Source organism: Pseudomonas sp. S11P7, from assembly GCF_023195435.1.
GTDB classification, from domain to species: Bacteria; Pseudomonadota; Gammaproteobacteria; order Pseudomonadales; family Pseudomonadaceae; genus Aquipseudomonas; species Aquipseudomonas fluorescens_G.
Map to the genome: position 1 here is coordinate 1,320,342 of NZ_JALPKS020000002.1, position 24,659 is coordinate 1,345,000.

Sequence of the window (24,659 nt, forward strand, 5' to 3'; positions counted from 1 at the left end):
GGGCGGCGGCGATTAACCGATAATTAACCCGTATCGTACAAGGCTCTCTCTTGCTCGGCCAATCAACCGCGCAGCAGTCCGGGCCAGTTGCCGTCGTTGATCGTGTGTGGGCCGGACACCAGTCGATCAGTCTGAATGTTGTAGACCAGATACTGGTTATTGGTCAGAAAGATGTACCAGTAGCTGTCGGCAAACGTCCGGTCGTTTTGCGCAGCGGTGATGATTCGGTCTTTGTAGGGTTTCAACACGCCGAGTTGATACTCGCCGAACGGCTTGCGCGTCAGGGTTTTTGCTCGGTAATTGAACGACAGATAATGTCCGTCATTGAGAATGAAGCGAAACAGAAACGCTTGCCCGGTCAGTTGGAACCAGGTGCCGGCAATGATCTGGTCGAAGTACGGCAGGATCGGTTTCCAGATCGAATCGGCGACTTTCTGAAAACTGGCAACCGCATCGTTATCCTGGTCGTATTTGCAGACCATGGGCGTCGAGCCCTGATAATGGAATAACCAGGCGATGTCTTCGTCGCCCGGCGCGTTGAAGCCGATTGACGTGGTGGTAAAACCGAAGCGCAGGTCTTTGATGAACGGGTCGAATTTATCCCAGTTACCAGCCGCAGAGGTGGGGTAATTATCGGGGACCTTGTTGTTTCCCAGATCGAAGCGAGAATAGGTCTCGCTGTCTTTGAAAAAGAAATAAATGCGATCCGGGCCGGCGCGCCAGTCGATGGCGACGAAGTTTTTAAGTTGAGGCATGTGTAATAAGTCCTTTTAACAGTGGGTTGTAACTTCAACGCAAGGCTAAAACAGCGCTGTTTGGCGAAACAGGCGCAAAGTGTTTCCGTATCGGTGTACATATTTAAGAAAGTTTCCGGCCCGATTTGCCTTTCCCCAGGTTCGGCTTCCCGTCAATGCTGCTGACGGCCATAATTGCCGCTTAATCCTCGCCTGCTTCACTCGCCTTTTTATTTTCGGAGCGCCCATGCACGTACTGGTATGCGAAGACGATGAGCTGATTGCCAGCGGCATCGTTGCCGGCCTCACGGCTCAGGGTTTGACGGTCGAGCACGTCAACACCGCATCGAAAGCGCGGGCGATGCTCAAGGTCGCCGAGTTCGACGTAATGGTGCTCGACCTCGGCCTGCCCGACGAAGATGGTCTCAAGTTGCTCCAGCAATTGCGTCAGGGCGGGCTGGAGATTCCGGTGCTGATTCTGACCGCGCGCGATTCGGTGACCGACCGCGTCGACGGCCTGCAGGCCGGGGCCGACGATTACCTGCTCAAACCCTTTGATCTGCGTGAGTTGTTCGCGCGCTTGCAAACCCTGTTGCGTCGGGTTGCCGGGCGCAGCGTCAATCTCATCGAACACGGTGCGCTGACCTACGACCCAAGCAGCCGTGAAACCACCCTGGCCGGGCAGCCGGTCGACTTGTCGCGGCGCGAGCAGTCACTGTTACAGGCCTTGTTGCACAATCGTGGCCGGGTGCTGTCCACCGAGCAATTGAAGGACAGCGTTTACGGTTTCAACGATGAACTGGAAAGCAATGCGCTGAACGTGCACATCCACCATTTGCGCAGCAAACTGGGCAAGGGCATCGTCGAAACCGTGCGCGGTCTGGGCTATCGCCTCGGCCCGGCCGACGGTGGAGAGCAAGGCAAGTGATGAGTCTGCGATTGCGCCTGAGCCTGACCCTGGGCGCTGCGTTTGCGTTGATCTGGGCGCTGGCGGCGGCGTGGATGCTCAGTGATCTGCGCAATCAGATGATGTTTTCCCTCGACCAGCGTCTGGTCGCTTCGGCGCGCATGGTCGCCGGCCTGCTCGAGCAATTGCCGACGCTGCCGAGCAAAGGCGAGGGCACGCATTTCAGCGCCGAGCAGCTGAATATCCCCGGCGGCATGGCCTGTCAGGTCAGTTCCCTCGCGCGGGAAATTCTCGCCCGCAGTCATAACAATCCCGAACAGGCGCTGGAAGCCGAGAAAATGGGCTTTCACGATCAGATGATCGACGGCGCGCCGTGGCGCAGCTTTACCCTGGCACGAGGCGATGTGCGGATTACCACAGCGGATCGGCAGATCGAGCGCGAGGCGCTGAACATGTCGATCCTGCTGGCGGCGTCGGTGCCGGTGGGCGTGGCGCTGCTCGGTTGTCTGTGCCTGTTGTGGCTGGGTATCGGCCAGGGCCTGGCGCCGCTCAATCGTCTGCGTGAAGCGCTGATGCGGCGCAACGCCGATTCGCTGGAGCCGTTGCAGATCCAGACGTTTCCCAGCGAATTGAAACCGTTGCTGGAAACCCAGAACCAGTTGTTCCAGCGCATCGGCAAGACCATTGAACGTGAAAGACGCCTGACCGGCGACGCCGCCCATGAACTGCGCAGCCCGTTGACCGCGATCAAGACCCACCTGCAAGTGGCGCGGATGACCGACGGCAACGCCCGCGATCAGTCATTGGCGCGGGCCGAGGAGGGCGCCGATCGTCTGCATCGCACCCTTGAGCAATTGTTGTTGCTGGCGCGGGTCGAGGGCAGCCTGTCGTTCGACGATGGCTCGCAGTGCAGTGCCGAACAAGTCGCACGTCTGGCGATTCAGGACGCCACCGGCGGTGAGCGCGCGCGTATTGAGCTGCAACTGCCGCAGGATCTGTCGACAGCACCGCTGTCGATGCCCGCCGTGCTGGCAATTGCCGCGCTGCGTAATCTGCTCGACAACGCTCTGCGCCATACCGCTGAGGACTGCAGGGTCGAGCTGAGCCTGATGACCCTCGGCAACCGTGTGCGATTTGTCGTGCGCGACCATGGTCCGGGCATTGCCCCGGATGATCTGCAACACCTGACCCAACGCTTCTGGCGCAACGGCCAGAGCACCGGCTGCGGCCTCGGTCTGGCGATCGTGCAGGCGATTGTCCAGCGCTGCGATTGTGCGCTGCATTTCGACAGCCGCGCCGATGGTTTGCGCGTTGAGCTGACCATGCCGTTGCAACGCGTCTGAACCCTGCACAAATCCCTGTAGGCGCGAGCCTGCTCGCGAAAGCGGTTTTACAGCCACATCGATGCTGTCTGTTGTGCCGTCTTCGCGAGCAGGCTCGCTCCCACAGGGACACATCAAATGTAACTTCTCGGCGTTCGCTATCCGCTCGGGCTGGGCGTAAGGTCATCGCAGCTTTGACTCAATGGATTGAGGGAACCGCGCCATGGAAGCGCCCATCTGCATCAGCCCGGCCAGACTGGCCGACGCCGGCATTATCAGCCGCATCATCGAACGTTCGATCCGCTATGGCTGTGCGCTCGATCACCGCAACGACGCGTCACTGGTCAGCCGCTGGGTCGGCCTGCAATCCACCGACTTCATCAGTGCCCGACTCGCCGACCCGCAGTTTTACCTGTGCATTGCATTGCTGTGCGACAAGCCGGTTGGCGTCGGCATGGCGGGCAGTGGCGGCGAGATTGTGCTGTGTCACGTCCAGCCGGAGTCCTTTCGCCGTGGTGTCGGACGGGCGTTGATGATGGATCTGGAAGGCTGGCTGCGAGTTCACGGTGTGTTTCATGCCCAGCTCAACAGTACGCGCACAGGTCAGGCGTTCTATCGTCATCTGGGCTATCGCGTGGCCACCGCACCTCGCGAATGCCACGGCTTGCAGGTGCAGCCGATGTGCAAACCGTTGGTGTCGTCGGTCTGGCGACTTGAACAAGGGCTAAATCCCCGACGCCCTTAAGCGTTTCCAGAACAGGAAAACCTGCCAGTGCGCCCCGTGACCGGAATGCGCACCTGTCCGGTGTGCTGTTTCGGGTCGCTATGCATTGCCAATCAAGGGGTCGAGAAATGTCAGTCGCCACCAGCCTTATCGAAGAGTCGTCGGCGCGGGTTGCCCCGGCGCCTGCCGAAACGTTGTATCAGTTCGACGAATCGCCACTGCTCGCGCGCCAGGCGCAACAGGAGTCGAATGCGCGCAGTTATCCACGGCGCATTCCGCTGGCGCTAAAGCGCGCCAAGGGCCTGTATGTCGAAGACGTCGAGGGGCGCCGCTTCATCGACTGTCTGGCCGGCGCCGGTACGCTGGCGCTGGGGCACAATCACCCGGTGGTGATCGAGGCGATCCAGCAGGTGCTGGCTGATGAATTGCCATTGCACACCCTCGACCTGACCACGCCAGTCAAGGATCAATTCGTGCAGGACCTGTTCGGTCTGCTGCCGCCCACTCTCGCCGCCGAAGCGAAAATCCAGTTCTGCGGCCCGACCGGCACCGACGCGGTGGAAGCCGCGCTGAAACTGGTGCGAACAGCCACGGGACGCAGCACGGTGCTGTCATTTTCCGGCGGTTATCACGGCATGAGCCAGGGCGCGCTGAGCCTGATGGGCAGCCTGGGCCCGAAGAAACCGCTGGGCGCCTTGCTCAGTGCCGGCGTGCAGTTCATGCCATTCCCGTATGACTACCGTTGCCCGTTTGGCCTCGGCGGTGCGGCGGGAGTCAAAGCCAACCTGAGTTATCTGGAAAACCTGCTCAACGACCCCGAAGCCGGCGTGCAACTGCCCGCCGCAGTCATCGTTGAAGCGGTGCAGGGCGAGGGCGGGGTGATTCCGGCGGATGTCGAATGGCTGCGCGGGCTGCGGCGGATCACCGAGCAGGCTGGGGTGGCGTTGATCGTTGACGAGATCCAGAGTGGTTTCGCCCGCACCGGCAAAATGTTTGCCTTCGAGCACGCCGGCATCATTCCGGATGTGGTGGTGCTGTCCAAAGCCATTGGCGGCAGCCTGCCGCTGGCGGTGGTGGTCTATCGCGACTGGCTCGACACCTGGCAGCCGGGCGCTCACGCCGGCACCTTTCGCGGCAATCAGATGGCGATGGCAGCCGGTTCGGCGGTGATGCGCTATCTGCTCGAACACAAAGTCTGCGAGCACGCCGCCGCCATGGGCGCAAGGCTCAGCGAGCACCTGCACATCCTGCAACGCGACTTCCCGCAACTGGGCGATATCCGCGGGCGTGGCCTGATGCTCGGCGTCGAACTGGTCGACCCGAACGGCGCTGTGGATGCCCTTGGCCATCCGCCGGCATTTGCCCGTCTGGCGCCGTTGGTGCAGCGCGAATGCCTCAAGCGTGGGCTGATTCTGGAACTCGGTGGCCGCCATGGCGCGGTGGTGCGCTTCCTGCCGCCACTGGTGATCACTGCCGCTGAGATCGACCGTGTCGCCGAGATCTTCGGTCGGGCTTTGGCTGCGGCGACGACGGCGCTGTAAATTTTTTGCCGCGCCGAACGTTCTTTCTACATACCCGGCTGCACCGCGCGTGCGGCCCACCTTTACAGCGATGGAGAAGCAGCATGACGTCAGTATTCGACCGCGAGGACATCCTCTTTCAAGTCGTGGTCAACCACGAAGAGCAATACTCGATCTGGCCGGATTACAAAGCCGTGCCGGAAGGCTGGCGCACCGTGGGCAAGAGCGGCCTGAAGAAGGAATGCCTGGCCTACATCGAGGAAGTCTGGACCGACATGCGCCCGCTGAGCCTGCGCCAGAAGATGGATGCGCAAGCCACTGCCCAATAAGCCTCCGGGCAAAAGAAACCCGCTGAACCTTTGAGGGGCAGCGGGTTTTTTCATGGCTGGATTTTGTGCAATCAGGCCTGGCCTCGTCGCTAGCAGGCTAGCTCCCACAGGGGATTAGCGGTGAACACAAACCCTGTGGGAGCCAGCCTGCTGGCGATGAACGATAACGCGGTCCGGGTTACGCTCCGCTCAGACCTTTGATCAGCGCATCCACATTGCCTTCCAGCTCCGCCACCGGATCCACCGCATCGGCGCTTAATACCAGCAAGCGGCTGCCCGACTCGGCAATCGCCGCTGCCAGCGCTTCTGAAGGCTGACGATGGTGCAGTACCACGGCCACGTCGTTGTCCTTGAGGGTCGCCGTGAGTTTCTTCAGATCCTCAGCCGTCCATTCGGCGTCAGGCCGCGCATCCTGACCGATCAGCTCCAGATTGAGGCTGCCGATCAGATAACCGAAGTGATCGCTCAAACTCATCACGCTGAGGTTGTCGGCACGGGCCAGGCGCGCCTCGCTGTCGGCGCTGAGCTTGAGCAAACGCTGCTTCAGCGCCGCCAGATTCGCTTCGATTTTCGCTTTGGCCTCAGGTGCCAAGCGCACCAGATCCGCCGCCATCACATCGGCCATGCGCCCCATGTTGTTGCTGGCCAGCCAAGGCTGACTGTTGAGGCCGTCGACTTTGAGCTCCGGCTGCACAGCGATGCCGGGCAGGGCGCCATCGACCGGGCGCGCCGCGTCGACTTCGACGATGCGGATATTGCTGCGCCGGGCGATCGGATACAGCTGATCATCCGGCCACAGCGAGCGCACGCCGATCACCGCATCGGCATCGCTGGCCAGCTTGCTCAGCGCCGGCGCGCCACGCCCGGTGAAGTAGGCGCTCTGCCGGCTGCCCGGCAGGTTCGCCGGTGCCGCGCGTTCAAGGCTGACATCCGTGCCGTTGAGCAGAATCTCGCCCAGACCATAGGTAATCGGCAACGAGGCCAGGACCCGCAGCGGCTTGGCGTTTTCGGCCGCCATCAATGGGGTGCTGACCAAGCCGCACAGGGCCAGGGCCAAGGTCATTTTTCGCAACGAAAAGATCATTTATCCAAGATTCCCTTTCAGACTGGGGACAACGCCGCGGGCAATGGCGGCGAGGGCGAAGGCGATGCCGGCGACCAGAATGATCGCGGCGCCGGACGGAATCGGCAGATCGAACACGATCGGCGCGAGAATCCCGCACAGCGTGCTGACCGTGGCGATCAGCACCGAACACCAGAAAAAGCCCTTGAGCGACTGGCTGAGCAAGCGGGCGGCAGCGGCCGGAATCACCAGCAAGGCACCGACCAGAATCGCGCCGATGACTTTCACCGCCGCCACGGTGATCAGGGTCACCAGAATCACGAACAGATAGTCGAGAGTCTTCACCGCGACGCCGCGCACCGCCGCCAGTTGCGGGTTGAAACTGGCGAGCATGATGCGGTTGTACAACGGCAAGGCCAGGGCCATGACCAGCGAGCCGACGATCGCCAGCACCGCAATGTCGTTGCCGTTGACCGTCAGTACCGAACCGAACAGCACGTTCTCGAGAATGTGCACGTTGATTTTGCCAGCGAGTATCAGCAGCAAACTCGCCCCCAATGCCAGCGACACCGAAAGGAACACGCCGATCAACGTGTCCGGCGCCAGACCGGTGCGGTTGCGCAAATAGTTGAGCAGGATGCCGAACAGCAGGCAGTAGCCGAACAGCGCGCCATAGGGGCCGGTGTACGGTTCACCGAGCAGAATGCCGATGGCCACACCGGTCAGCGCCGCGTGGCCGACGGCTTCGGAGAAAAACGCGAAGCGCTTGACCACCACCAGCGTGCCGAGGCCGCCGAGGACTGGGCCGATCAGCAAGCCGGCGAGCAGCGCATTGACCACGAATCCGTAGGCCAGCGCTTCCGGCAGGTAACCGGAAGAGGCCCAGCCCTGCACCATCAAACGAAAGGCTTCGTAACTCATCAGGCAGCACTCCGCGGATGGGTGGAAAACAGACTGAGCAGTCGTTCCGGGGTCAGTGCCTGTTGCGGCGTGGCGTCGAACAGCACGCGGCGGTTGAGCCCGGTAACCCGATCAGCCAAGCGGCCAACCGCTTCCAGATCGTGCTCGATCCACAGCACCGTGATTCCCGCCGCGCGCCAGTCGCCGAGCAGGCGTTCGAACACCTGGATCCCGGCCTCATCGAGGGCCGACATCGGCTCATCCAGCACCAGCAATTGCGGCGCCGGAATCAGCCCCTGCGCGAGCAGCACACGCTGGCGTTCGCCACCGGACAATGCGCCCATGCGCCGCTTGCGCTTGTCCTGCATGCCGACTCGCTCCAGCGCCTCACCGATGGCGGCGGCGTAGCGCTTGCTCAAACCGAGAAATGCCGGGCGGCGCTGACACATCGCCGCCATGAAATCATCGACCGTCATTGGCAAACCGCGATCGAACTCTAGCGCCTGCGGCACGTAACCGATGGTGCCGGGCGCGCCGGGCCACTGCAGACTGAGCTGACCCTGATGGGGCATCTGCCCGAGCAAGGTCTTGATCAGCGAACTCTTGCCGCCGCCGTTCGGACCGACCAGTGCATGCACGCTGCCGGGCTGCACCTGAAAGGTGACCTTGTCGAGAATGGTTGTGCGGCCCAGCGTCAGACTCACCTCGACAAAATCCAGAGTCGGACCCGTAACCTGTAGGAGCGAGCCTGCTCGCGATAGCGGTTTGTCATTCAACAAGGGTGTCGGCTGATCCGGCGCCATCGCGAGCAGGCTCACTCCTACAGGGGATTTGGTGTTTTCTGAAGAGAGGGTTTCCCTTGAAGTCATGCGCCAGACTCCTGAATCGCCCGCACCACGGTGTTGAGGTTGCCGGTCATTTCCTTTTCGTATTTGTCGGCGGTGTATTCGCCGTAGGAAATGTGTGACAGCGGATACAGCTTCACCCCGGACTCACGCTGAATGGTGTCGACGTAAGTGGACGGGAAATCCATCTCCGAGAAGATCACCTTCACGTCCAGCTCGCGCAGTTGGTCGATGGTCTTTTTCAGCTGACTCGGGCTTGGCTCGATGCCGTGGGCCGGTTCGACCACTGCGGTCACTTCCAGGCCGAATTCGCGCAGCAGGTAGTCATACGCCGCGTGCACCGTGGCGACGCGCAGTTCGGCGTTGGGCGCCTGGGTCAGTTTCGCCAGGGCGTCGGCGCGCATCTGCCGCAGGCGCTTGCCATAGGCGCGGGCGTTCTGCGTGTAGGTCTTGGCGTTGTCCGGGTCGAGTTTGCCCAGTTCGCGGGCGATGTTGTTGACCTGGGCGATGGACGCGCTGATCGACAGGAACGTGTGCGGATTGACCACTTTGCCGGCGCCGCGCGCGGCCACCCCGGTGGCCGCCAGCAGCGGTACGTTTTCGTTGGCTTCAATGGTCTTGATGTTCGGCGTTTCGCTGGCGGCGATCATGCGGTCGGCAAAATCGTCATGGCCGACGCCGTTGAGCACGATCACGTCCAGCCCGCTGATGCGCTTGATGTCCTCGGCGCGCGGCTCGTAGGCGTGCGGGTTGAAACCGGCGGGAATCAGCGGCACCACTTCGGCCTTGTCGCCGACGATGTTCGCCACATAGCTGTAATACGGGTGCAGGGTGATGCCGATGCGCAGACGCTTGGCCTGATCGGCACTGACCAGCGGGCTGAGCAGGCAGGCGCAGAGGCCGAGCAGAAACGAGCGCAGCAACGGACGGCGAGGTAATGAAATGGACATGGGCAAGCAGTCTTCTCTCGAAAATGGGCGAGGCATCAATGGCGATGTTCGCGGGTTACCCCGGCATCGTATTGCGCGACAATCTGTTTCCAGCCAGCAGCGGCGAGGGCCGCGTCGGACAATTCGGTCGGCGTTTGCAGCGCAGCGCCACGGTTGAGCCAGATGTCTGGCGCCGCCTGGTCATCGCTGCTCAGGCGCATCAGGAATGAACCGGCGACGCTGCTCGACTGGCTGTGACCGAAGTAGGCGGTGTCGCCGAGCAGTTGCCAGGCATGCCCGCCACGGCTGATCGAACTGGCATCGCGGGCAAACGGCGCAAACCCTTCGTCGGCCAGATGTTGCGGCGTCGGCAGCGCTTGCTGTTCTTCACGCAGCAGACGGATTTCATCGAGGGTCACGCGCAGATCGGCATAGATGCCTTGTTCGGACGCGGTGAGGTCGCGGCGCGCGTCCAACTGATTGCTGGCCACCGGCTCCGGCTCATGGGACACCCCACGCCAGGCCACCACGGAAGCGGCGACCGCCAGAATCAACAGGCACAGCAGCAGGACATTGAAGGTTTCGTGGCCGGCGCCGGCCGGGCGTACGACTTGCGTGGTTGGCGTACTCATGGGGCCTCGATATCCGCTTGATCGATTTCGACCACATGGCCGGGACCGGCGTCGAACAGTACGTAGAATTCGGCGCCGGGCTTTTTGAAGGTCAGGGTCGAGTCGGCGCCGAGCTTGCCCGGCACCAGGATCGTTTCGTCGTAACCGACCACATCGAGGGTCACCCCCGGGGCGCCGCTGCCGTCGGAAAAACCGCCCGTGCATTTGATCTGTTCGGCGTCGATGGCTTTGCATTCGCACATCGGGTTATGCGCCAGCGCACTGCTGCTGAAAGCGGCGCTCAGTACCAGCACCGCGGCGCTGAAGTGCAGGCGCGAAGCACGTTGAATACGAGTCATGGTCGGGCTCCTTGTTTGTTCAGCCAGGCGAGGGTGGCGGGCGAGGCCTGGCTCAGGGGAATAGAGGCCTGGTGCATGCTGCCGTCCCAGCCTTCCATGGTGATCCACAGTTCTGCATCGGCTTTGGTTTTTTCCGGCACCGGCAATTGCGCGCCCATACGGTACGGCGTGCCGAAAAACAGCGCGCCGGCTGCGCGCAGGCTGCGCGGTTTGCCGATCCGCAGGTAGGTCGCCTTGACCTGGTCGATGCAGGCATCGCAGAGCGCAGCGTTGAAACCTTTCATGTAGCCGGCCGGGCCTTCCAGGCGTGGCGCTTCGTTGCGCAGTTCGGCCAGGCGCAGACTCCACGGGCCGACGGCGATTTCGCCGACTTCGCGCTCACCCAGACCGATATCGCCGCGAAACAGCGCGGCGTCGGCAAAGTATTTGGGCATGAAACCCAGCGGAATCAGCAACAGCAGAACGTTGATGTGGAAGCGCCATTTATGCCAGAGCCGGCTCAGGCGCGAAGGTTGCGGTGCCGCAATGGACTTGCTCACGGGTTGACCTCCGCAGGTTCACGAGCGATGGCCGGTTGCGCCGTCACGCGGGTTTTCTTCGATTCACGCTTCAGTGCGTTGGCGGTGGCCAGTGCGGTGCGTTTGGTCCAGATCAACAGGCCGCTGAGCACCATCATGCTCAGCACCAGACCGAAGAAGAACCAGATCAGCTTGATCCACAAACCGCCGAAGTCGCCGGTGTGCAGAGGGCGCATGGATTCGGTGACGAACTCCAGCGCAGTGCGATCGGACAACAGTCGCGAAGCGGCCAGATCACCGTTGAAAGGGTTCAGCGTGGCGGACTGGAACATCAGCGGATACCAGCCACGGCCACCGAGGTTCATGTGGCTGTAGGCATTGCCCGGCAGGCTGACGAAGCTGACTTCCAGGCCGGGGATTTTCTGCTGCGCGACTTCAATCGCGCGGTCCAGGCTGATGCGCGGCGGCGGTGTGCCATCGGCAGAGAGCGGCACCGCTTCGCGGGCCATCGCCGGAATGATCGGCTCGCTGGAAATGGAAATATGGTTGTCGAACAGCAGCGCTTCGATCAGGAACCAGATGCCGGTGATCGAGATCACCGCGATGAACCAGATCGACCAGATGCCGCTGAGGCGGTGGAAGTCGCCCCAGAAGATTCGCGCACCGTGGCGAATACGCAGGGTCGGGCTGAAGAAGCCTTTCCAGAAGCGTTTATAGACCACCAGCCCGGTGATCAGCGAAGCCAGCAGCGGCAGACCGAGGAACGACACCAGATACCAGCCCCAGCTGTAGCCGTTGGTGAACGGCACCAGCCACCAGCCATGCAGCGCACGGGTGAAAGCCTTGAAGTTGAAGTCCGGCGCGCTGCCCTGAATGACTCCGGTGTAGGGGTTGACGTAAACGGTCTGCGAACGCCCGTCGGGGTAGCTGACATCGACGTCGAGGGCAAAATGCGACTCGTCGGGCCGACTGATGCGCTGCACCACGGTTTGCGGTTCGGCTTGCTTGATCGCGGCGAGGACCTGATCGTAGCTGAGCCGTGGCGCATCGTCCGCCGGCTGGCTGGCGCGCATCTGCGGGTTGGCCAGCCAGACGATTTCCTGGCTGACCACCGCCAGCGTGCCGGTGACGCAGACGATCAGGACAAAGAACCAGATCGGCAAGGCCAGCCAGCTATGCACCAGGAACCACAGTTTGGAACGGGATTTCTTCGACATGGTTGTGCGTCTTGTTTTCGGTGAAAGGGACATGACTACGGGCTTCGCAGCGCTGTTTCCCTGGAAGGTCCGGCCGTGGCTTTTGCCTACGCGGCCGGCCCGCATCTATATAAGACGGATGAGCGCGGCAAATCCCGATAAACGATATGAAAGAAAATGTTTCGCGTTTCGCGTTTCGCCTGATGCATGAAAAATCCTTTGTGGGAGCGAGCCTGCTCGCGAAGGCGCCGGATCAGACAATGCATTTGTGCCTGACCCACCGCTTTCGCGAGCAGGCTCACTCCTACAGGGGGATTATGTGTGCCGGGATCGAACACGATTTATGAACGACGCCATCACCCTCTGCCGATTGATGGCCCGAGCTTGCTCCCTATGATGGGCATCACCGGATTCCTCAATGAGCGCCCCGTGATGACCGCCAGAACCCTCTACGCCAAACACATCGATTCGCACACGGTGTGCGACCTCGACGATCAGGGCCATGTCCTGCTGTATATCGATCGCCAGGTGATCAACGAATACACCAGCCCGCAGGCCTTCAGTGGTTTGCGCGCTGCCGGGCGCAAGGTGTGGCGGCCGGGCACGGCGCTGGCAGTGGTCGATCACGTCAATCCGACCGCACCGCTGCGCGTTGCCGCCATGCCCGACGCCGGGGGCGCCCGGCAAGTGTCGTATCTGGCGGAAAACTGCCGGGACTTCGGCATCGAATTGCTCGACATCCTCGACAAGCGCCAGGGCATCGAACATGTGATCGCCCCGGAGCAGGGCTTCATTCTGCCGGGCATGGTGATTGCCGCTGGCGACAGCCATACCACCACCTACGGCGCGCTCGGTGCGTTTGGTTTTGGCATTGGCACCTCCGAGATCGAACACCTGTTGGCGTCGCAGACCTTGATCTACAAACGCCTGAAAACCCTGCGCGTGACCATCGATGGCGCACTGCCGCCGGGGCTGACCTCCAAAGACGTGATCATGGCGCTCATTGGCCGGATCGGCGCTTCCGGGGCCAGCGGTTACGCGATCGAATTCTGCGGCTCGACCATCGATGCCTTGAGCGTCGAGGCGCGCATGACTATCTGCAACATGGCGGTCGAGGCCGGCGCGCGCGGAGCGTTCATGGCGCCGGATGAAAAGGTGTTCGCCTACCTCAAGTGCAAGCCGCGTGCACCTAAGGGGGCGTTGTGGGAGCAGGGCGTGGAGACGTGGCGCGAATTGCGCAGTGATCCGGGCGCGGTGTTTGATCGCGAAATTCATCTCGATGCCAGCGTCCTCGAGCCGATGGTCACCTGGGGCACCAGCCCGGATCAGGCGGCAGCCATTGGTGCGCATGTACCGGACCCGCAAGCGATCAGCGATCCGATCCTGCGTCAGGACATGCGTCGCGCCCTGAACTACATGGGCCTCGAACCGGGCATGGCGCTCAGCGAGATCGCCATCAGCCACGCCTTTATCGGCTCGTGCACCAATGCGCGCATCGAAGATTTGCGTGACGCCGCCCGAATCGTCGACGGCCGGCAAGTGGCCGGGCACGTGCGGGCGATGATCGTGCCCGGCTCCAGTGAAGTCCGCGCCCAGGCGGAGGCGGAGGGGCTGGCGCAGATCTTTATCGACGCCGGTTTCGAGTGGCGCCAGTCCGGTTGCTCGATGTGCCTGGCAATGAACGACGATGTGCTCGCGCCCGGCGACCGCTGCGCCTCCAGCACCAACCGCAATTTCGAAGGTCGTCAGGGCGCCGGCGCGCGCACCCACCTGATGAGCCCGGCGATGGTCGCCGCCGCCGCGATCAGCGGCCGACTCACCGATGTCCGCGATTTTGGAGAACGCCCATGAGCCTGCAAGCCTTCACGCAAGTCAGCGGCCAGGCCGCGCCGTTGCTGGCGGCCAATGTCGACACCGACGTGATCATGCCCAAGCAATTTCTAAAGGGCATCGATCGCCAGGGCCTGGATCGCGGGTTGTTTTTCGATCTGCGCTTTCTGCGCGACGGCCGTCCCGACCCCGATTTTGTGCTCAACCAACCGGCGTGGCAGGGCGCGAGTTTTCTTGTGGTCGGGCCGAATTTTGGCTGCGGCTCCAGCCGTGAACATGCGGTGTGGGGGTTGCAGCAAATGGGCATCCGCGCACTGATCGGCAGCAGTTTTGCCGGGATCTTCTATGACAATTGTCAGCGCAATGGCGTGTTGCTGATCACCCTGGAAGAGGCGCAGGTGCAGCGGATAGGCCGGCTCGTCGGGCAGCCGGAAACGGCGCGGATCAGCATTGACCTTGAGGCGCAGCAGATCCGCCTGGCCGATGACTCGGTGCTGGATTTTCAGATCGACACCCTGCGCAAAAGTGCGTTGCTGCTGGGCCTCGATGCGATCGGCAGCACCTTGCAGCGGCGCGAGCAGATCAAGGCGTTCGAACGCGAACATCTGGCCAACAACCCGTGGCTTTCCTGACCCACCACTAATCCCCGTGTAGGAGTGAGCCTGCTCGCGATAGCGGTTGATCAGTCAGCGTTGCTGTGTCTGACACACCGCTATCGCGAGCAGGCTCACGCCTACACGGGGTTGTGTTGATTCGACCTACAGCGACAAGCTTTTGAAATGCTCTTGCAAGAACTCTACACACGCGCGCAATTTCCCCGAGTGCGCCAGCCGTGTCGGGTACAACGCCCAGACGTTGGCGCTCTGGCTGTAAGCATCGAGCACCTGCACCAGGCGGCCTTGCTCCAGCAGCGGTTTCACGTCCCACAGTGAGCGCAGCAGGATCCCGCGGCCGTCCAGCGCCCATTGCAGGACGATCTCGCCGTTGTTCGAGGACAACGGTCCGCTGACCCGCACGTCTTTCACACCATTGTCGCCCTCCAGATTCCAGATGCCGAAAGCGTTGTCGCGTTCCTTGATCACCAGGCAGTCATGGGCTTGCAGGTCTTCGAGGGTCTGCGGTGTTCCGCGGCGTTGCAGGTACGCGGGGGCGGCGCACAGCACGCGGCGATTACTGACCAGACTGCGGCCGATGTGCTGGCCGGGAAGGTCATCGCCCACCCGAATCTCCAGATCGAAGCCTTCGTCGATGATATCCACCACCCGGTCAAACAGGTCGAGACGAATCTCCAGCTGCGAATAGCGTTCCGCCAAGAGCGACACCGCTGGCGCCACGTGATTGCGGCCGAAGCCGAAGCTGCTGCAGATATGCAGACGCCCACGCGGACTGGCGTGGGCGTCGGACAATTCGTCGTGCAATTGCTGAAAGTCATCGAGAATGCGCAGCGCCCAACGTTGCACGCGCTCGCCGTCCTCGGTCAGGGACACGCGACGGCTGGTGCGGTGCAGCAGACGCGTGCCGAGAGTGCTTTCGAGAATCTGGATGCGTTTGCTGACATAGGCCGGCGACAGCCCCAATTCATCCGCCGCGGCAGCGAAGCCGTTCTTGCGAATCACCGTGAGCAACACACGCAGGTCTTCGGGAAGGGGCAAGGCGTCGTTATTCCGGGACATGTCTGAACGGGCACTGGCGGGACGAGCCGCCAGCATAGCACCGTGCTGTGCAGGCGCGGCTCAGCGCAGAAACGCCAGCGCTTCGGCCAGCAGCAATTCGGGGACTTCTTCGGCGATGTAATGGCCGGCGGGCAAGGCTTTACCGCTGACATTGGCGGCTACTTCTTGCCATTCCTTGAGCGGATCGAAGCAATTCCCGACGGTGCCTTCCGCGCCCCACAGCACGCGCAATGGCAGATTCAGCCGATGCCCGGCGGCAATGTCGGCGCGATCATGCTCCAGATCGATGCTGGCGCTGGCGCGGTAATCCTCGCAGAGGCCGCGCGCACTGCCCGGTTGTCGCAGGCAGCGCAGGTATTCGCCAAACGCCTCATCGGTGAACGGCTTGAACCCGGCGCTGCGACTGCCCATGACACTGCGCAGATAGCCTTCAGGATCGGCGTCGATCAGGGTTTCCGGCAGCGGTGCCGGGCGGATCAGGAAGAACCAGTGCCAATACGCGCGGGCGAAGGCTTCGTTGGTTTGCGCATACATCGACAGAGTCGGCGCGATGTCCACCAGCATCATGCGTTGCACGGCCTCGGCGTGGTCGAGCGCCAGACGATGCGCGACCCGTGCGCCACGGTCGTGAGCGAGGATCGAGAACTGCGCAAAACCCAGCGACTGCATCAACTCGACATTGTCGCGAGCCATTTGCCGTTTCGAATAATTGCTGTGCGCGTCATCCGCAGGCGGACGGCCGCTGTCGCCGTACCCGCGCAAGTCGGCGGCGACCACGGTGAAATGCTCGGCCAGGGATTCGGCGATCTTGTACCAGATCACATGGGTCTGCGGGTGGCCATGCAACAGCAACAATCCCGGGCCGCTGCCACCGATGCGGTAAGCAATGTCGACGCCGTTGACGTGACGCTGGTCTTTGCAAAATCCGGCAAACATCGGGCTGGTCCTTCTTTCAGGGTTCTTGTTGGATGCATCCTGAAATCGTCCAGAGTGTGTGGCAAGGGCTAAAGCGTGGTGAGCAGATTCATGAACTGTGTTCAGGGAGTTTTGAGTTGCCTTTGCCGGCGCTATCGCGAGCAGGCTCGCTCCCACAGTTGGAATGCATTCCAAGTGTAGGAGTGAGCCTGCTCGCGATAGCGCCGGTGCAGACACCGAACGCTCAACTCTGCTGAAACATCTCCATCGCCCGCTGCTTGATCTGCTCTTCAGTCAAATCCTCCTTGCGCGTAGCCAGAAACCACAGATGCCCATAGGGATCCTTCAGCGTCCCGCTGCGATCGCCGTAAAACTGATCCTTGACCTCCGACACCACCGTCGCCCCGGCATCCAGCGCGCGTTGAAACGATTGATCGACATCGACCACGTACAAATGCAACCCGACCGAAACCGCATGATCCGGATTGCTCAACGGCCCCTGATCACACGGCGAACCGAGCATGATCGCGCTGTCGCCAATGCGCAGCTCGGCGTGCCCGATGGAGCCGTCGGGCATGGCCAGGCGCATGACCTCGGTGGCGTCGAAGGCCTTTATATAGAAATCGATGGCCTCGGCCGCTTTGTGAATACCCAGGTACGGGGTAATGCTGTGATACCCCTCGGGAATGGGTTTGACGTTCATGACGTTCTCCCTGCTTTTTGTTCTACGAAATGGCTCCCACCGGATGGGTGGAGAAACCACTATAGAACGCTCGGCGCGGTGCAGAGGTTGGCCCGACGAGCCGTCAATCCTGGGGGAAATGCGGCCCCGGCCCCTGTTCGCCGAGCACGTCGGCATGGTTGCGCAGCGGGCAGGCTTCCATCGACAAACAACCGCAACCGATACAACCGTCGAGGCGGTCGCGCAGTAACAGCAATTGTTCGATACGCTCATCCAGCTCCTTGCGCCAGCGCTCGGAGAGAATCTTCCAGTCGGCTGCCGTGGGCGCGCGATCGTCCGGGAGCATTTGCAGTGCGTCGCCAATCTGCGCCAGTGGGATGCCCAGGCGCTGCGCCACTTTGATCAGCGCCACCCGACGCAACACCTCTCGCCCATAGCGGCGCTGATTGCCCGCGTTGCGCTGGCTCTTGATCAAGCCTTTGGTTTCGTAAAAGTGCAGCGCGGTGACCGCGACACCGCTGCGCGCCGCCACTTCACCGACGGTCAACGGTTTACGCACCTGTTCTTTAGTGATCATGGAAAACAGCTCTTGACCTTGACTTAACTGGAGGTTTTACCCTGCTGGCCTTCGAGTCGCAAGATTCGCCTGACGATAAGTGGGGACACCATGCAAGCATTCGCGCAAAACCGCAGCTTCACGCAGTTGATCGAATTCGAAATCGAACCGGTGCAGCAGCCAGCCCTGGTGGCGGAGCTGGCGCTACAAACCGAACGCCTGGCCCAGCGTTATGCCGGGTTCGTCAGCGCCAGCGTGCAAGCCAGCGACGATGGCCGACGCGTGCTGGGGTTTCTGCAATGGCAGACCCGCGAGGCGGGGGAGGCGGCGTTTCGCAGTTTCGAGACCGGTGAGCAGGATTTCTGGCAACTGATCCGCCGTCATCGGGCCAAAACCATCACCTTCAATTCATTCCAGGTGCTCAGCAGCATCGCCCGCAGCCGCGACGACGCGCTGCATTGCCGGTTGCTCGGTTAGGCTGACTGGGCGATGGATCACCGGTCGTGGCGAATTACTGATAGCCACTATTGAGAGCGTTGATTTCTGCGCGAGCGTGCCGCGGCGTAGCCTTTCTACATCGACCAACACTGCTCGCCAGGACGCTCCCATGAATCGTTTACTGACTGTTTCGCTGCTGCTCGCTGTTTCCGTACTCGCCGGATGTGCCGGCCACGTTGCGCCGGAATTGCGCCCTTACACCGCCGAAGAATCCCGCGAACTGGCGCTCGAAGCGCTGAACCGCAGCGGCCTGTCCTTCGACGAATACCACGCGAAAAAAGCTGCGCTGCTGGGTCAGCCACAGAAATCCTACGGTTTTGATCAGCAAGGCGAGATGAGCGCTGAGCGTGCCGTACAGCTGCACGGTCGCCCAAGCTGAAAAGCAACTGTACTGCTGCAAGTTTTCTGCAACTGTCCGTGGGCCGGGCGGGCGCAGTGGGATAGGGTCTACATCTGAATGACCCTGATGGACTGCCCGCCATGACCCTCTCGCTTGATCTGTTGTTGGGCTTTGCCCTGTTTGCCCTTGTCACCTCGATAACGCCGGGGCCGAACAACACCATGTTGTTGGCATCGGGGGTGAACTTCGGCTTCAACCGCACCATTCCGCACATGCTCGGCATCACCTGCGGCTTCTTCGTTCTGGTGGTGGCGGTGGGCTTTGGTCTGGGCGCGGTGTTCCAGAACTATCCGATCCTTTACACGATCCTGCGCTATGTCGGCGCGGCGTATCTGTTGTATCTGGCGTGGAAAATCGCCCACTCGGGGCCGGTCGGCGACAGTGTCGAAGGCGAGGCCAGGCCGATCAGCTATCTTGGCGCTGCGGCGTTTCAATGGGTCAACCCGAAAGCGTGGATCATGGCCATTGGCGCGATCAGCACCTATACGCCGATGCAGGGCTATTTCACCAACGTCGTGGTGATCGCTGCGGTATTCGCCATCATCAACCTGCCCAGCGTCGGTGTCTGGGCCGCCTGCGGAACGTTGCTGCGCAATGTACTGAAGGAGCCGCGCTGGTTGCGCGTGTTCAACTGGGGCATGGCCGCGCTGCTGGTGATTTCCCTGTACCCGTTACTTCTCGAAAGCTTTAGCTGACGCATTGCTTCAACCGCAGGCCGGATGCCTGTTAAGCTCGGCTTCAGGAGCGTTCCTACGCACTTTTAAATGAAGTTGTCCTTCTTTAACGGCATCCGATCAGGTATTGATGACGCTCTCGAACCGACGCGCAGCTCACAAGGCTGCGCTGTGCCGTTTGCAGACACGAGCCTCCTGATCCCGGAACACGCTCTGCGAGTCTTTTATGAACACACGTCCGTTGTATTTCGATTACGCCGCCACCACCCCGGTGGACGAGCGGGTCATCCAGGTGATGATCGAGTGTCTGGGTTTTCACGGCAATTTCGGTAACCCGGCCTCCAGCTCCCATGCCTTCGGCCAGCAGGCCCGGCACACGGTCGAGCAGGCGCGCCGGCAAGTCGCCGGACTGGTCGGCGCCGAGGCCGGGCAGATTGTCTGGACCTCCGGCGCCACCGAATCCAACAACCTTGCCCTCAAGGGCGTGGCGCAGGCGCGCGGTGTGCCTGGCGGTCACATCATCACCAGCCAGATCGAACACAAAGCCATCCTCGATACCGCCCGCCAGTTGCAGGACAGCGGCGTCGCCGTGACGTATCTGGTCCCCGACGCCAATGGTTTGATCACCGCGCAAGCGGTCAGCGAAGCGCTGCGCGACGACACTTTTCTGGTGTCGCTGATGCTGGTCAACAACGAATTGGGCACCGTCAATGATGTTCAAGCGATTGGCGAAGTCGTGCGGGCCCGCGGCGCTTTGTTTCATGTGGATGCCGCGCAGGGTGCCGGCAAAGTCGCCATTGATCTGCGGCAATGGCCGGTGGATCTGATGTCGTTTTCCGCACACAAGCTCTACGGCCCCAAAGGCATCGGCGCGTTGTACGTCGGCCCGCGGGCGCAGCAGCGTTTGCAGGCGCAGATTCACGGCGGCGGTCATGAAGGCGGTCTGCGCTCCGGGACACTGGCGACCCATCAGATTGCCGGAATGGGCGCCGCGTTTGCCTTGGCCGCTGAAGCCTTCGATGCCGAGAAAACAACCATTGTCGCGCTGCGCGAGCGCTTGCTCAATCAACTGCTGAGCCTGCCGGGCGTGCGCCTGAACGGTTGCACCACCCAGCGCATTCCGCACACTTTGAGCCTGACCTTCAGCGAAGGTGAATTCAACAGCGCGGCGTTGAGCCACTCGATCGCCTTTTCCGCGACGTCGGCCTGCAATTCGGCAAGTAATGCGCCGTCTCACGTGCTGCTGGCGTTGGGGCATGACGCGCATCTGGCCGGCCGCACGATTCGCTTGAGCCTTGGTCGTTTCACCACCGCCGAGGATGTCGACAAGGCCGTTGAACTGATCAAGAGCGCTTGCGCCAGTGCCCCGGCATTCTGGGCGACAGGACTTTAAACGAGCCGGATAAACGGCTACGAACAATAACGAACAAGTGATTAGCAGGAGACATGATGAGTACCCAGACCTCGACCGAAGGATTGGTGCCCCAGCGCCTGGCGCAGACCCGCGAACTGATGCGCCGCGAAGGTATCCATGCGTTGCTGGTGCCGTCCGCCGACCCGCATCTGTCGGAATACCTGCCGGGCTACTGGCAGGGTCGGCAATGGTTGTCGGGTTTCCATGGTTCGGTCGGCACGCTGATCGTCACCGCTGATTTCGCCGGGGTCTGGGCCGACAGCCGTTACTGGGAACAGGCAACCAAGGAACTCAAGGGCAGCGGCATCGAACTGGTCAAGTTGCAACCGGGGCAGCCGAGCCCGCTGGACTGGCTGGCCGAGCAGACACCGCAAGGTGGTGTGGTCGCGGTTGACGGTGCGGTAATGGCCGTGGCATCGGCGCGTACCTTGAGCAGCAAGCTCGAAGCGCGGGGCGCGCGTCTGCGCACGGATATCGACCTGCTGCAGCAAGTCTGGAGCGACCGCCCGAGCCTGCCGAATGCCCCGATCTATCAGCATCTGCCACCACAGGCGACGGTCAGCCGTGGCGAAAAACTCGCCAGACTGCGCGAAACCTTGCAGGAGCGTGGGGCGGACTGGTATTTCATCGCCACCCTTGATGACATCGCCTGGCTGTTCAACCTGCGTGGCGGCGACGTGTCGTTCAACCCGGTGTTTGTTTCGTTTGCCTTGATCAATCAACAGCAAGCGACGCTGTTCGTCGCGCTGAGCAAAGTCGACGCGGATTTGCGCGCAGTGCTGGAACAGGAGGGCGTGACGCTGCGCGACTACAGCGAAGTGGCGGCCGCGCTGCGTGACATTCCGGCGGGCGCAAGCCTGCTGGTTGATCCGGCGCGAGTGACCACCGGTCTGCTGGACAACCTCGACAGCGAGGTAACACTGGTCGAAGGCTTGAACCCGACCACGCTCGCCAAATCACAGAAAAGTGAAGCGGATGCGCAGCACATTCGACGGGCAATGGAGCAGGACGGTGCGGCGCTGTGCGAGTTTTTTGCCTGGCTGGAATCGGCGTGGGGACGCGAACGCATTACCGAATTGACCATCGACGAGAAGCTCACCGCCGCACGCGAGCGGCGTCCGGATTACGTCACGCTGAGTTTCAACACCATCGCCGCGTTCAATGCCAACGGCGCCATGCCCCACTATCACGCCACCGAAGAGGAGCATGCGGTCATTGAAGGCGATGGCTTGCTGCTGATCGACTCCGGCGGGCAATACCTGGGCGGCACCACCGATATCACGCGGATGGTGCCCGTCGGTACGCCGACCGAAGAACAGAAGCGCGATTGCACACGGGTGTTGAAAGGCGTGATTGCCCTGTCGCGGGCACGCTTTCCGAAAGGCATTCTCTCACCGCTGCTGGACGCCATCGCGCGTGCGCCGATCTGGGCGGACAATGTCGATTACGGTCATGGTACCGGCCATGGTGTTGGTTATTTCCTCAATGTCCATGAAGGTCCACAAGTCATTGCCTATCAGGCCGCGGCTACGCCGCAAACGGCCATGCAGCCGGGGATGATCACTTCGATCGAACCGGGCACTTATCGTCCGGGGCGTTGGGGTGTGCGCATTGAAAACCTGGCGATGAACCGCGAGGCGGGCAGCAGCGAGTTCGGTGAGTTCCTCGAGTTCGAAACCCTGACGCTGTGCCCGATCGACACGCGTTGCTTGTTGCCTGCTCTGCTTACACAAGATGAGAAACAGTGGTTCAACGGCTATCACGCCGAGGTACGTGAACGTTTAAGCCCATTGCTGGAAGGCGCTGCATTGGAATGGCTGAACACGCGGACCGCAGCCATTTAAGCGATTGACACCCGGGCGCTGCTGCCAGCGCCCGAGTGTTTGCTTTGCTTTAGAGCTGGCGCAACGCCGCTTCGACAAAATCCAATCGATCCTGTCCGAAGAACAACTGGTTGCCTACAAACATGCTCGGTGCGCCGAAAACACCGCGTTTAACCGCGGTTTCGGTATTGTCCTTGAGGGCTGCTTTGACTGTTTCGTCGTTGACCAACGCCATCACTGTCTGCGGGTCGAAACCGTGTTCACTCAATACGGCCGCTACGGTTTCTGGCTCATTCAAGCTGCGTCCTTCAACCCAAAGTGCTTTGAATAGACAATCTATAAACGCCTGAAAGCGTTCGGGTTGATGTAGCTGAATGCCCGTCACCGCGCGCATCAGCATCAGCGTATTGATCGGAAAGTGCGGATTGAATTTCAGCGGCACTGCGTAGCGTTTCGCATAGCGGTCCAGATCCTGAAACATATAGCGACCCTTCGCCGGAATCATCGCCGGTGAGGCATTGCCGGTCGCCTTGAACACGCCGCCAAGCAGCATCGGAATGTAGCGTAATTCACTGCCGGTTTCGGCGCAGATCTTCGGTAACTGGGTGTAGGCCAGATAGGTAGCCGGGCTGCCGAGGTCGAAATAGAACTCCACGGTTTTACTCATTATCGCGTCTCTCTGCTTATTGTTATGGCGAAGGTTTACCAGCGTTCATTCCATGGGCGCAGATCCAGTTCGAAGGTCCATGCGTCCCTTGGCTGACTGTGCAGGTACCAATAGTTCTCCGCTATGTGCTCGGGATCGAGAATGCCGTCCTGATCTTTCGTCGCGTATTTATCCGGGAAGCTGGTGCGGATGAAATCGGTGTCGATGGCACCGTCGACCACGATATGGGCGACGTGGATGTTCATCGGCCCCAATTCCCGTGCCATGCTTTGCGCAAGTGCGCGAATACCGTGTTTGGCGCCTGCGAACGCAGCGAAACCGGCAGCGCCACGCAGCCCGGCGGTCGCACCGGTGAACAGGATCGTGCCGCGCTGGCGGGTGACCATGCGTTTTGCCACTTCGCGGGCATTGAGGAAGCCCGAGAAGCAGGCCATTTCCCAAATCTTGAAATATTTGCGCGCGGTTTCTTCAAGAATGCTGCAGGGCACGTTGGCGCCAATATTGAAGACGAAGGCTTCGATCGGACCGAGGCGGGTTTCGATGTCTTCTATCAGCGCGATTACGTCATCTTCTTTACGCGCGTCGCAGGCGAAACCGTGGGCTTCGCCGCCTTCAGCGTTGATTGCGTCAACCAGCGGTTGCAGTTTGTCGGCGCTACGCCGGGTAACGCAAGCGACGAATCCCTCACGGGCGAAGCGCTTGGCAATCGCTCCGCCCGTTGAGTCTCCAGCGCCAACCACCAATACGACCTTCTTGTTATTCATGGGCGAATCCCTTTATTAAACGATCGTTAAGTGAACGAACGTTATGCTAGGATCACGGCAACGTCAAGGTCGTCGATTCGAGGGTAATCCCATGCGCTATTCCGCCAGTCACAAGCTGGAAACCCGAGAAAAGTTACTGCAGAGCAGTGCGCTGTCGGCAAAACGCTCCGGGTTTTCCACCGTCGGCGTCGATGCGTTGATGAAAGCGATCGGCTTGAGTGGGGCGGCGTTCTACAGCCATTTTTCGTCTAAGGATCAGTTATTTACGACGATTGTCGAGCGCGAGCTGAGTCAAAGCCTTGAGCGCTTGGGCGGGGAGGGTAAGCAGGATCGCGAACGATTGCAGCGCTGCCTCAAACACTATCTGAGCATGTCTCACGTCGAGCAGCCTGAAGTTGGCTGCGCGTTGCCGGCGCTGGGCGCGGAAATTGCCCGCTCGGATGTACAAGTGCGCGAGCAAGCGCAATTGTGGATCTGTCGGTTGCATGAACGCTGGGCTCAGGTATTGGAAAGCGACAGCCTGGCATGGTCGGTTCTGTCGCAATGCGTCGGCGCACTGGTGGTGGCGCGCATGCTGGTCACGCCGGACATTCAGCAAGCGGTGCTGAAGTCCAGCCATGACGAGATCGGCCGTCAGATGGCCGAGCCACGCTGAGCTATTTGCAGATGACGATCATGCTGCGGCTGGTGTAGCCAGCAGGATTGAGACCGAACGGATAATCGCCGGGCTCTTCGACGGCGTCACCGGATTTGGCAATCACCTTGTAGCCTTTCGGCAAGCAGGCATTGGCGGCGCTGGTGTAGCA

29 protein-coding genes (1 of these 29 only partly in view) are annotated in these 24,659 nt (G+C 61.3%); 13 read left to right on the forward strand and 16 right to left on the reverse strand.

The window, feature by feature from the left end:
- Positions 1-62 precede the first annotated feature (62 nt).
- Positions 63-755, reverse strand: coding sequence for a hypothetical protein (locus M0746_RS06095; protein ID WP_208940355.1), 693 nt, complete (start codon positions 753-755; stop codon positions 63-65).
- Between the two features lie 226 nt (positions 756-981).
- Here M0746_RS06095 and M0746_RS06100 point away from each other — a divergent pair, with 226 nt between their 5' ends.
- The 5 genes from M0746_RS06100 to M0746_RS06120 all read left to right on the forward strand — a co-directional run bounded on the left by M0746_RS06100 (position 982) and on the right by M0746_RS06120 (position 5,536).
- On the forward strand, positions 982-1,662 hold the full coding sequence (locus M0746_RS06100; RefSeq protein WP_203418838.1) for a response regulator: 681 nt from the start codon (positions 982-984) through the stop codon (positions 1,660-1,662).
- Positions 1,662-2,984, forward strand: a complete 1,323-nt coding sequence (locus M0746_RS06105; protein WP_258448498.1) for an ATP-binding protein — start codon at positions 1,662-1,664, stop codon at positions 2,982-2,984. The genes M0746_RS06100 and M0746_RS06105 overlap by 1 nt, the downstream gene beginning before the upstream one ends.
- 202 nt (positions 2,985-3,186) lie before the next feature.
- Positions 3,187-3,708 carry a GNAT family N-acetyltransferase gene (locus M0746_RS06110; RefSeq protein WP_258448499.1) on the forward strand — a complete coding sequence of 174 codons (522 nt, stop codon included), beginning with the start codon at positions 3,187-3,189 and terminating at the stop codon, positions 3,706-3,708.
- 107 nt (positions 3,709-3,815) lie between these two features.
- Positions 3,816-5,228, forward strand: a complete 1,413-nt coding sequence (locus M0746_RS06115; RefSeq protein ID WP_258448500.1) for an aspartate aminotransferase family protein — start codon at positions 3,816-3,818, stop codon at positions 5,226-5,228.
- A gap of 83 nt (positions 5,229-5,311) precedes the next feature.
- The gene (locus M0746_RS06120; RefSeq protein WP_258448501.1) at positions 5,312-5,536 is read left to right on the forward strand and encodes an MbtH family protein; all 225 of its coding nucleotides are present in this window, start codon (positions 5,312-5,314) and stop codon (positions 5,534-5,536) included.
- A gap of 178 nt (positions 5,537-5,714) precedes the next feature.
- Here the strand turns inward: M0746_RS06120 and M0746_RS06125 are convergent, their stop codons facing one another.
- The 8 genes from M0746_RS06125 to M0746_RS06160 are packed head-to-tail and all read right to left on the reverse strand — an operon-like array spanning position 5,715 to position 11,978.
- Positions 5,715-6,620, reverse strand: a complete 906-nt coding sequence (locus M0746_RS06125) for a metal ABC transporter substrate-binding protein (protein WP_258448502.1) — start codon at positions 6,618-6,620, stop codon at positions 5,715-5,717.
- Entirely contained in the window at positions 6,621-7,520 is a 900-nt protein-coding gene (locus M0746_RS06130) for a metal ABC transporter permease (protein WP_258448503.1), read from the reverse strand.
- Positions 7,520-8,368, reverse strand: coding sequence for a metal ABC transporter ATP-binding protein (locus M0746_RS06135; RefSeq protein ID WP_258448504.1), 849 nt, complete (start codon positions 8,366-8,368; stop codon positions 7,520-7,522). Before M0746_RS06135 ends, M0746_RS06130 begins: the two co-directional genes overlap by 1 nt.
- A complete protein-coding gene (locus M0746_RS06140) occupies positions 8,365-9,330 on the reverse strand; it encodes a metal ABC transporter substrate-binding protein (RefSeq protein ID WP_408003537.1) in 966 nt (321 codons plus the stop codon). Before M0746_RS06140 ends, M0746_RS06135 begins: the two co-directional genes overlap by 4 nt.
- On the reverse strand, positions 9,330-9,905 hold the full coding sequence (locus M0746_RS06145; protein WP_258448505.1) for a DUF6162 family protein: 576 nt from the start codon (positions 9,903-9,905) through the stop codon (positions 9,330-9,332). The genes M0746_RS06140 and M0746_RS06145 overlap by 1 nt, the downstream gene beginning before the upstream one ends.
- A complete protein-coding gene (locus M0746_RS06150) occupies positions 9,902-10,243 on the reverse strand; it encodes a hypothetical protein (protein ID WP_208940363.1) in 342 nt (113 codons plus the stop codon). The genes M0746_RS06145 and M0746_RS06150 overlap by 4 nt, the downstream gene beginning before the upstream one ends.
- Entirely contained in the window at positions 10,240-10,782 is a 543-nt protein-coding gene (locus M0746_RS06155) for a thiamine pyrophosphate-binding protein (protein WP_258448506.1), read from the reverse strand. Before M0746_RS06155 ends, M0746_RS06150 begins: the two co-directional genes overlap by 4 nt.
- Positions 10,779-11,978: a PepSY-associated TM helix domain-containing protein gene (locus tag M0746_RS06160; RefSeq protein ID WP_258448507.1), complete on the reverse strand. Its 1,200-nt coding sequence runs from the start codon at positions 11,976-11,978 to the stop codon at positions 10,779-10,781. The genes M0746_RS06155 and M0746_RS06160 overlap by 4 nt, the downstream gene beginning before the upstream one ends.
- 411 nt (positions 11,979-12,389) lie before the next feature.
- Between M0746_RS06160 and leuC the strand changes: the two genes are divergently transcribed.
- Positions 12,390-13,808 carry a 3-isopropylmalate dehydratase large subunit gene (gene leuC / locus M0746_RS06165; protein WP_258448508.1) on the forward strand — a complete coding sequence of 473 codons (1,419 nt, stop codon included), beginning with the start codon at positions 12,390-12,392 and terminating at the stop codon, positions 13,806-13,808.
- Positions 13,805-14,419: a 3-isopropylmalate dehydratase small subunit gene (leuD, locus tag M0746_RS06170; protein ID WP_258448509.1), complete on the forward strand. Its 615-nt coding sequence runs from the start codon at positions 13,805-13,807 to the stop codon at positions 14,417-14,419. The genes leuC and leuD overlap by 4 nt, the downstream gene beginning before the upstream one ends.
- Positions 14,420-14,545: 126 nt before the next feature.
- Here the strand turns inward: leuD and M0746_RS06175 are convergent, their stop codons facing one another.
- The 4 genes from M0746_RS06175 to soxR form a co-directional block, all read right to left on the reverse strand.
- On the reverse strand, positions 14,546-15,496 hold the full coding sequence (locus M0746_RS06175) for a LysR substrate-binding domain-containing protein (protein WP_258448510.1): 951 nt from the start codon (positions 15,494-15,496) through the stop codon (positions 14,546-14,548).
- Positions 15,497-15,520: 24 nt separating this feature from the next.
- A complete protein-coding gene (locus M0746_RS06180; RefSeq protein WP_258448511.1) occupies positions 15,521-16,396 on the reverse strand; it encodes an alpha/beta fold hydrolase in 876 nt (291 codons plus the stop codon).
- Between the two features lie 223 nt (positions 16,397-16,619).
- The gene (locus tag M0746_RS06185; RefSeq protein WP_258448512.1) at positions 16,620-17,078 is read right to left on the reverse strand and encodes a VOC family protein; all 459 of its coding nucleotides are present in this window, start codon (positions 17,076-17,078) and stop codon (positions 16,620-16,622) included.
- Between the two features lie 103 nt (positions 17,079-17,181).
- Positions 17,182-17,634 carry a redox-sensitive transcriptional activator SoxR gene (soxR, locus tag M0746_RS06190; RefSeq protein ID WP_258448513.1) on the reverse strand — a complete coding sequence of 151 codons (453 nt, stop codon included), beginning with the start codon at positions 17,632-17,634 and terminating at the stop codon, positions 17,182-17,184.
- 90 nt (positions 17,635-17,724) lie between these two features.
- Here soxR and M0746_RS06195 point away from each other — a divergent pair, with 90 nt between their 5' ends.
- From M0746_RS06195 to M0746_RS06215, 5 genes are all read left to right on the forward strand, one after another.
- The gene (locus tag M0746_RS06195) at positions 17,725-18,090 is read left to right on the forward strand and encodes an antibiotic biosynthesis monooxygenase (RefSeq protein WP_258448514.1); all 366 of its coding nucleotides are present in this window, start codon (positions 17,725-17,727) and stop codon (positions 18,088-18,090) included.
- Positions 18,091-18,220: 130 nt separating this feature from the next.
- Positions 18,221-18,490, forward strand: coding sequence for a hypothetical protein (locus M0746_RS06200; protein ID WP_090284800.1), 270 nt, complete (start codon positions 18,221-18,223; stop codon positions 18,488-18,490).
- Positions 18,491-18,591: 101 nt separating this feature from the next.
- Positions 18,592-19,206, forward strand: a complete 615-nt coding sequence (locus M0746_RS06205; RefSeq protein WP_208940372.1) for a LysE family translocator — start codon at positions 18,592-18,594, stop codon at positions 19,204-19,206.
- Between the two features lie 205 nt (positions 19,207-19,411).
- Positions 19,412-20,578 carry an aminotransferase class V-fold PLP-dependent enzyme gene (locus M0746_RS06210; RefSeq protein ID WP_258448515.1) on the forward strand — a complete coding sequence of 389 codons (1,167 nt, stop codon included), beginning with the start codon at positions 19,412-19,414 and terminating at the stop codon, positions 20,576-20,578.
- Positions 20,579-20,634: 56 nt separating this feature from the next.
- On the forward strand, positions 20,635-22,443 hold the full coding sequence (locus tag M0746_RS06215; RefSeq protein ID WP_258448516.1) for an aminopeptidase P family protein: 1,809 nt from the start codon (positions 20,635-20,637) through the stop codon (positions 22,441-22,443).
- Between the two features lie 49 nt (positions 22,444-22,492).
- Here the strand turns inward: M0746_RS06215 and M0746_RS06220 are convergent, their stop codons facing one another.
- Positions 22,493-23,089, reverse strand: coding sequence for a 2-hydroxychromene-2-carboxylate isomerase (locus M0746_RS06220; protein WP_258448517.1), 597 nt, complete (start codon positions 23,087-23,089; stop codon positions 22,493-22,495).
- A gap of 35 nt (positions 23,090-23,124) precedes the next feature.
- A complete protein-coding gene (locus M0746_RS06225) occupies positions 23,125-23,853 on the reverse strand; it encodes an SDR family oxidoreductase (RefSeq protein ID WP_258448518.1) in 729 nt (242 codons plus the stop codon).
- A 91-nt stretch (positions 23,854-23,944) separates the two neighbouring features.
- Here M0746_RS06225 and M0746_RS06230 point away from each other — a divergent pair, with 91 nt between their 5' ends.
- Positions 23,945-24,508, forward strand: coding sequence for a TetR/AcrR family transcriptional regulator (locus tag M0746_RS06230; RefSeq protein ID WP_258448519.1), 564 nt, complete (start codon positions 23,945-23,947; stop codon positions 24,506-24,508).
- A gap of 1 nt (position 24,509) precedes the next feature.
- Here M0746_RS06230 and M0746_RS06235 read toward each other — a convergent pair whose 3' ends face one another.
- Positions 24,510-24,659 carry the 3' portion of a hypothetical protein gene (locus tag M0746_RS06235; protein WP_208940378.1) on the reverse strand. The gene runs 132 nt beyond the window's last position, so only the last 150 of its 282 coding nucleotides appear in the window; its start codon lies beyond the right edge, outside the window; its stop codon occupies positions 24,510-24,512.

Bases quoted from the DNA above. Each gene is read 5' to 3' on its own strand.
- M0746_RS06095 (WP_208940355.1), bottom strand. From the start codon at position 755: ATGCCTCAACTTAAAAACTTCGTCGCCATCGACTGGCGCGCCGGCCCG.
- M0746_RS06100 (WP_203418838.1), top strand. From the start codon at position 982: ATGCACGTACTGGTATGCGAAGACGATGAGCTGATTGCCAGCGGCATC.
- M0746_RS06105 (WP_258448498.1), top strand. From the start codon at position 1,662: ATGAGTCTGCGATTGCGCCTGAGCCTGACCCTGGGCGCTGCGTTTGCG.
- M0746_RS06110 (WP_258448499.1), top strand. From the start codon at position 3,187: ATGGAAGCGCCCATCTGCATCAGCCCGGCCAGACTGGCCGACGCCGGC.
- M0746_RS06115 (WP_258448500.1), top strand. From the start codon at position 3,816: ATGTCAGTCGCCACCAGCCTTATCGAAGAGTCGTCGGCGCGGGTTGCC.
- M0746_RS06120 (WP_258448501.1), top strand. From the start codon at position 5,312: ATGACGTCAGTATTCGACCGCGAGGACATCCTCTTTCAAGTCGTGGTC.
- M0746_RS06125 (WP_258448502.1), bottom strand. From the start codon at position 6,620: ATGATCTTTTCGTTGCGAAAAATGACCTTGGCCCTGGCCCTGTGCGGC.
- M0746_RS06130 (WP_258448503.1), bottom strand. From the start codon at position 7,520: ATGAGTTACGAAGCCTTTCGTTTGATGGTGCAGGGCTGGGCCTCTTCC.
- M0746_RS06135 (WP_258448504.1), bottom strand. From the start codon at position 8,368: ATGACTTCAAGGGAAACCCTCTCTTCAGAAAACACCAAATCCCCTGTA.
- M0746_RS06140 (WP_408003537.1), bottom strand. From the start codon at position 9,330: ATGCCTCGCCCATTTTCGAGAGAAGACTGCTTGCCCATGTCCATTTCA.
- M0746_RS06145 (WP_258448505.1), bottom strand. From the start codon at position 9,905: ATGAGTACGCCAACCACGCAAGTCGTACGCCCGGCCGGCGCCGGCCAC.
- M0746_RS06150 (WP_208940363.1), bottom strand. From the start codon at position 10,243: ATGACTCGTATTCAACGTGCTTCGCGCCTGCACTTCAGCGCCGCGGTG.
- M0746_RS06160 (WP_258448507.1), bottom strand. From the start codon at position 11,978: ATGTCGAAGAAATCCCGTTCCAAACTGTGGTTCCTGGTGCATAGCTGG.
- leuC (WP_258448508.1), top strand. From the start codon at position 12,390: ATGACCGCCAGAACCCTCTACGCCAAACACATCGATTCGCACACGGTG.
- leuD (WP_258448509.1), top strand. From the start codon at position 13,805: ATGAGCCTGCAAGCCTTCACGCAAGTCAGCGGCCAGGCCGCGCCGTTG.
- M0746_RS06175 (WP_258448510.1), bottom strand. From the start codon at position 15,496: ATGCTGGCGGCTCGTCCCGCCAGTGCCCGTTCAGACATGTCCCGGAAT.
- M0746_RS06180 (WP_258448511.1), bottom strand. From the start codon at position 16,396: ATGTTTGCCGGATTTTGCAAAGACCAGCGTCACGTCAACGGCGTCGAC.
- M0746_RS06185 (WP_258448512.1), bottom strand. From the start codon at position 17,078: ATGAACGTCAAACCCATTCCCGAGGGGTATCACAGCATTACCCCGTAC.
- soxR (WP_258448513.1), bottom strand. From the start codon at position 17,634: ATGATCACTAAAGAACAGGTGCGTAAACCGTTGACCGTCGGTGAAGTG.
- M0746_RS06195 (WP_258448514.1), top strand. From the start codon at position 17,725: ATGCAAGCATTCGCGCAAAACCGCAGCTTCACGCAGTTGATCGAATTC.
- M0746_RS06200 (WP_090284800.1), top strand. From the start codon at position 18,221: ATGAATCGTTTACTGACTGTTTCGCTGCTGCTCGCTGTTTCCGTACTC.
- M0746_RS06205 (WP_208940372.1), top strand. From the start codon at position 18,592: ATGACCCTCTCGCTTGATCTGTTGTTGGGCTTTGCCCTGTTTGCCCTT.
- M0746_RS06210 (WP_258448515.1), top strand. From the start codon at position 19,412: ATGAACACACGTCCGTTGTATTTCGATTACGCCGCCACCACCCCGGTG.
- M0746_RS06215 (WP_258448516.1), top strand. From the start codon at position 20,635: ATGAGTACCCAGACCTCGACCGAAGGATTGGTGCCCCAGCGCCTGGCG.
- M0746_RS06220 (WP_258448517.1), bottom strand. From the start codon at position 23,089: ATGAGTAAAACCGTGGAGTTCTATTTCGACCTCGGCAGCCCGGCTACC.
- M0746_RS06225 (WP_258448518.1), bottom strand. From the start codon at position 23,853: ATGAATAACAAGAAGGTCGTATTGGTGGTTGGCGCTGGAGACTCAACG.
- M0746_RS06230 (WP_258448519.1), top strand. From the start codon at position 23,945: ATGCGCTATTCCGCCAGTCACAAGCTGGAAACCCGAGAAAAGTTACTG.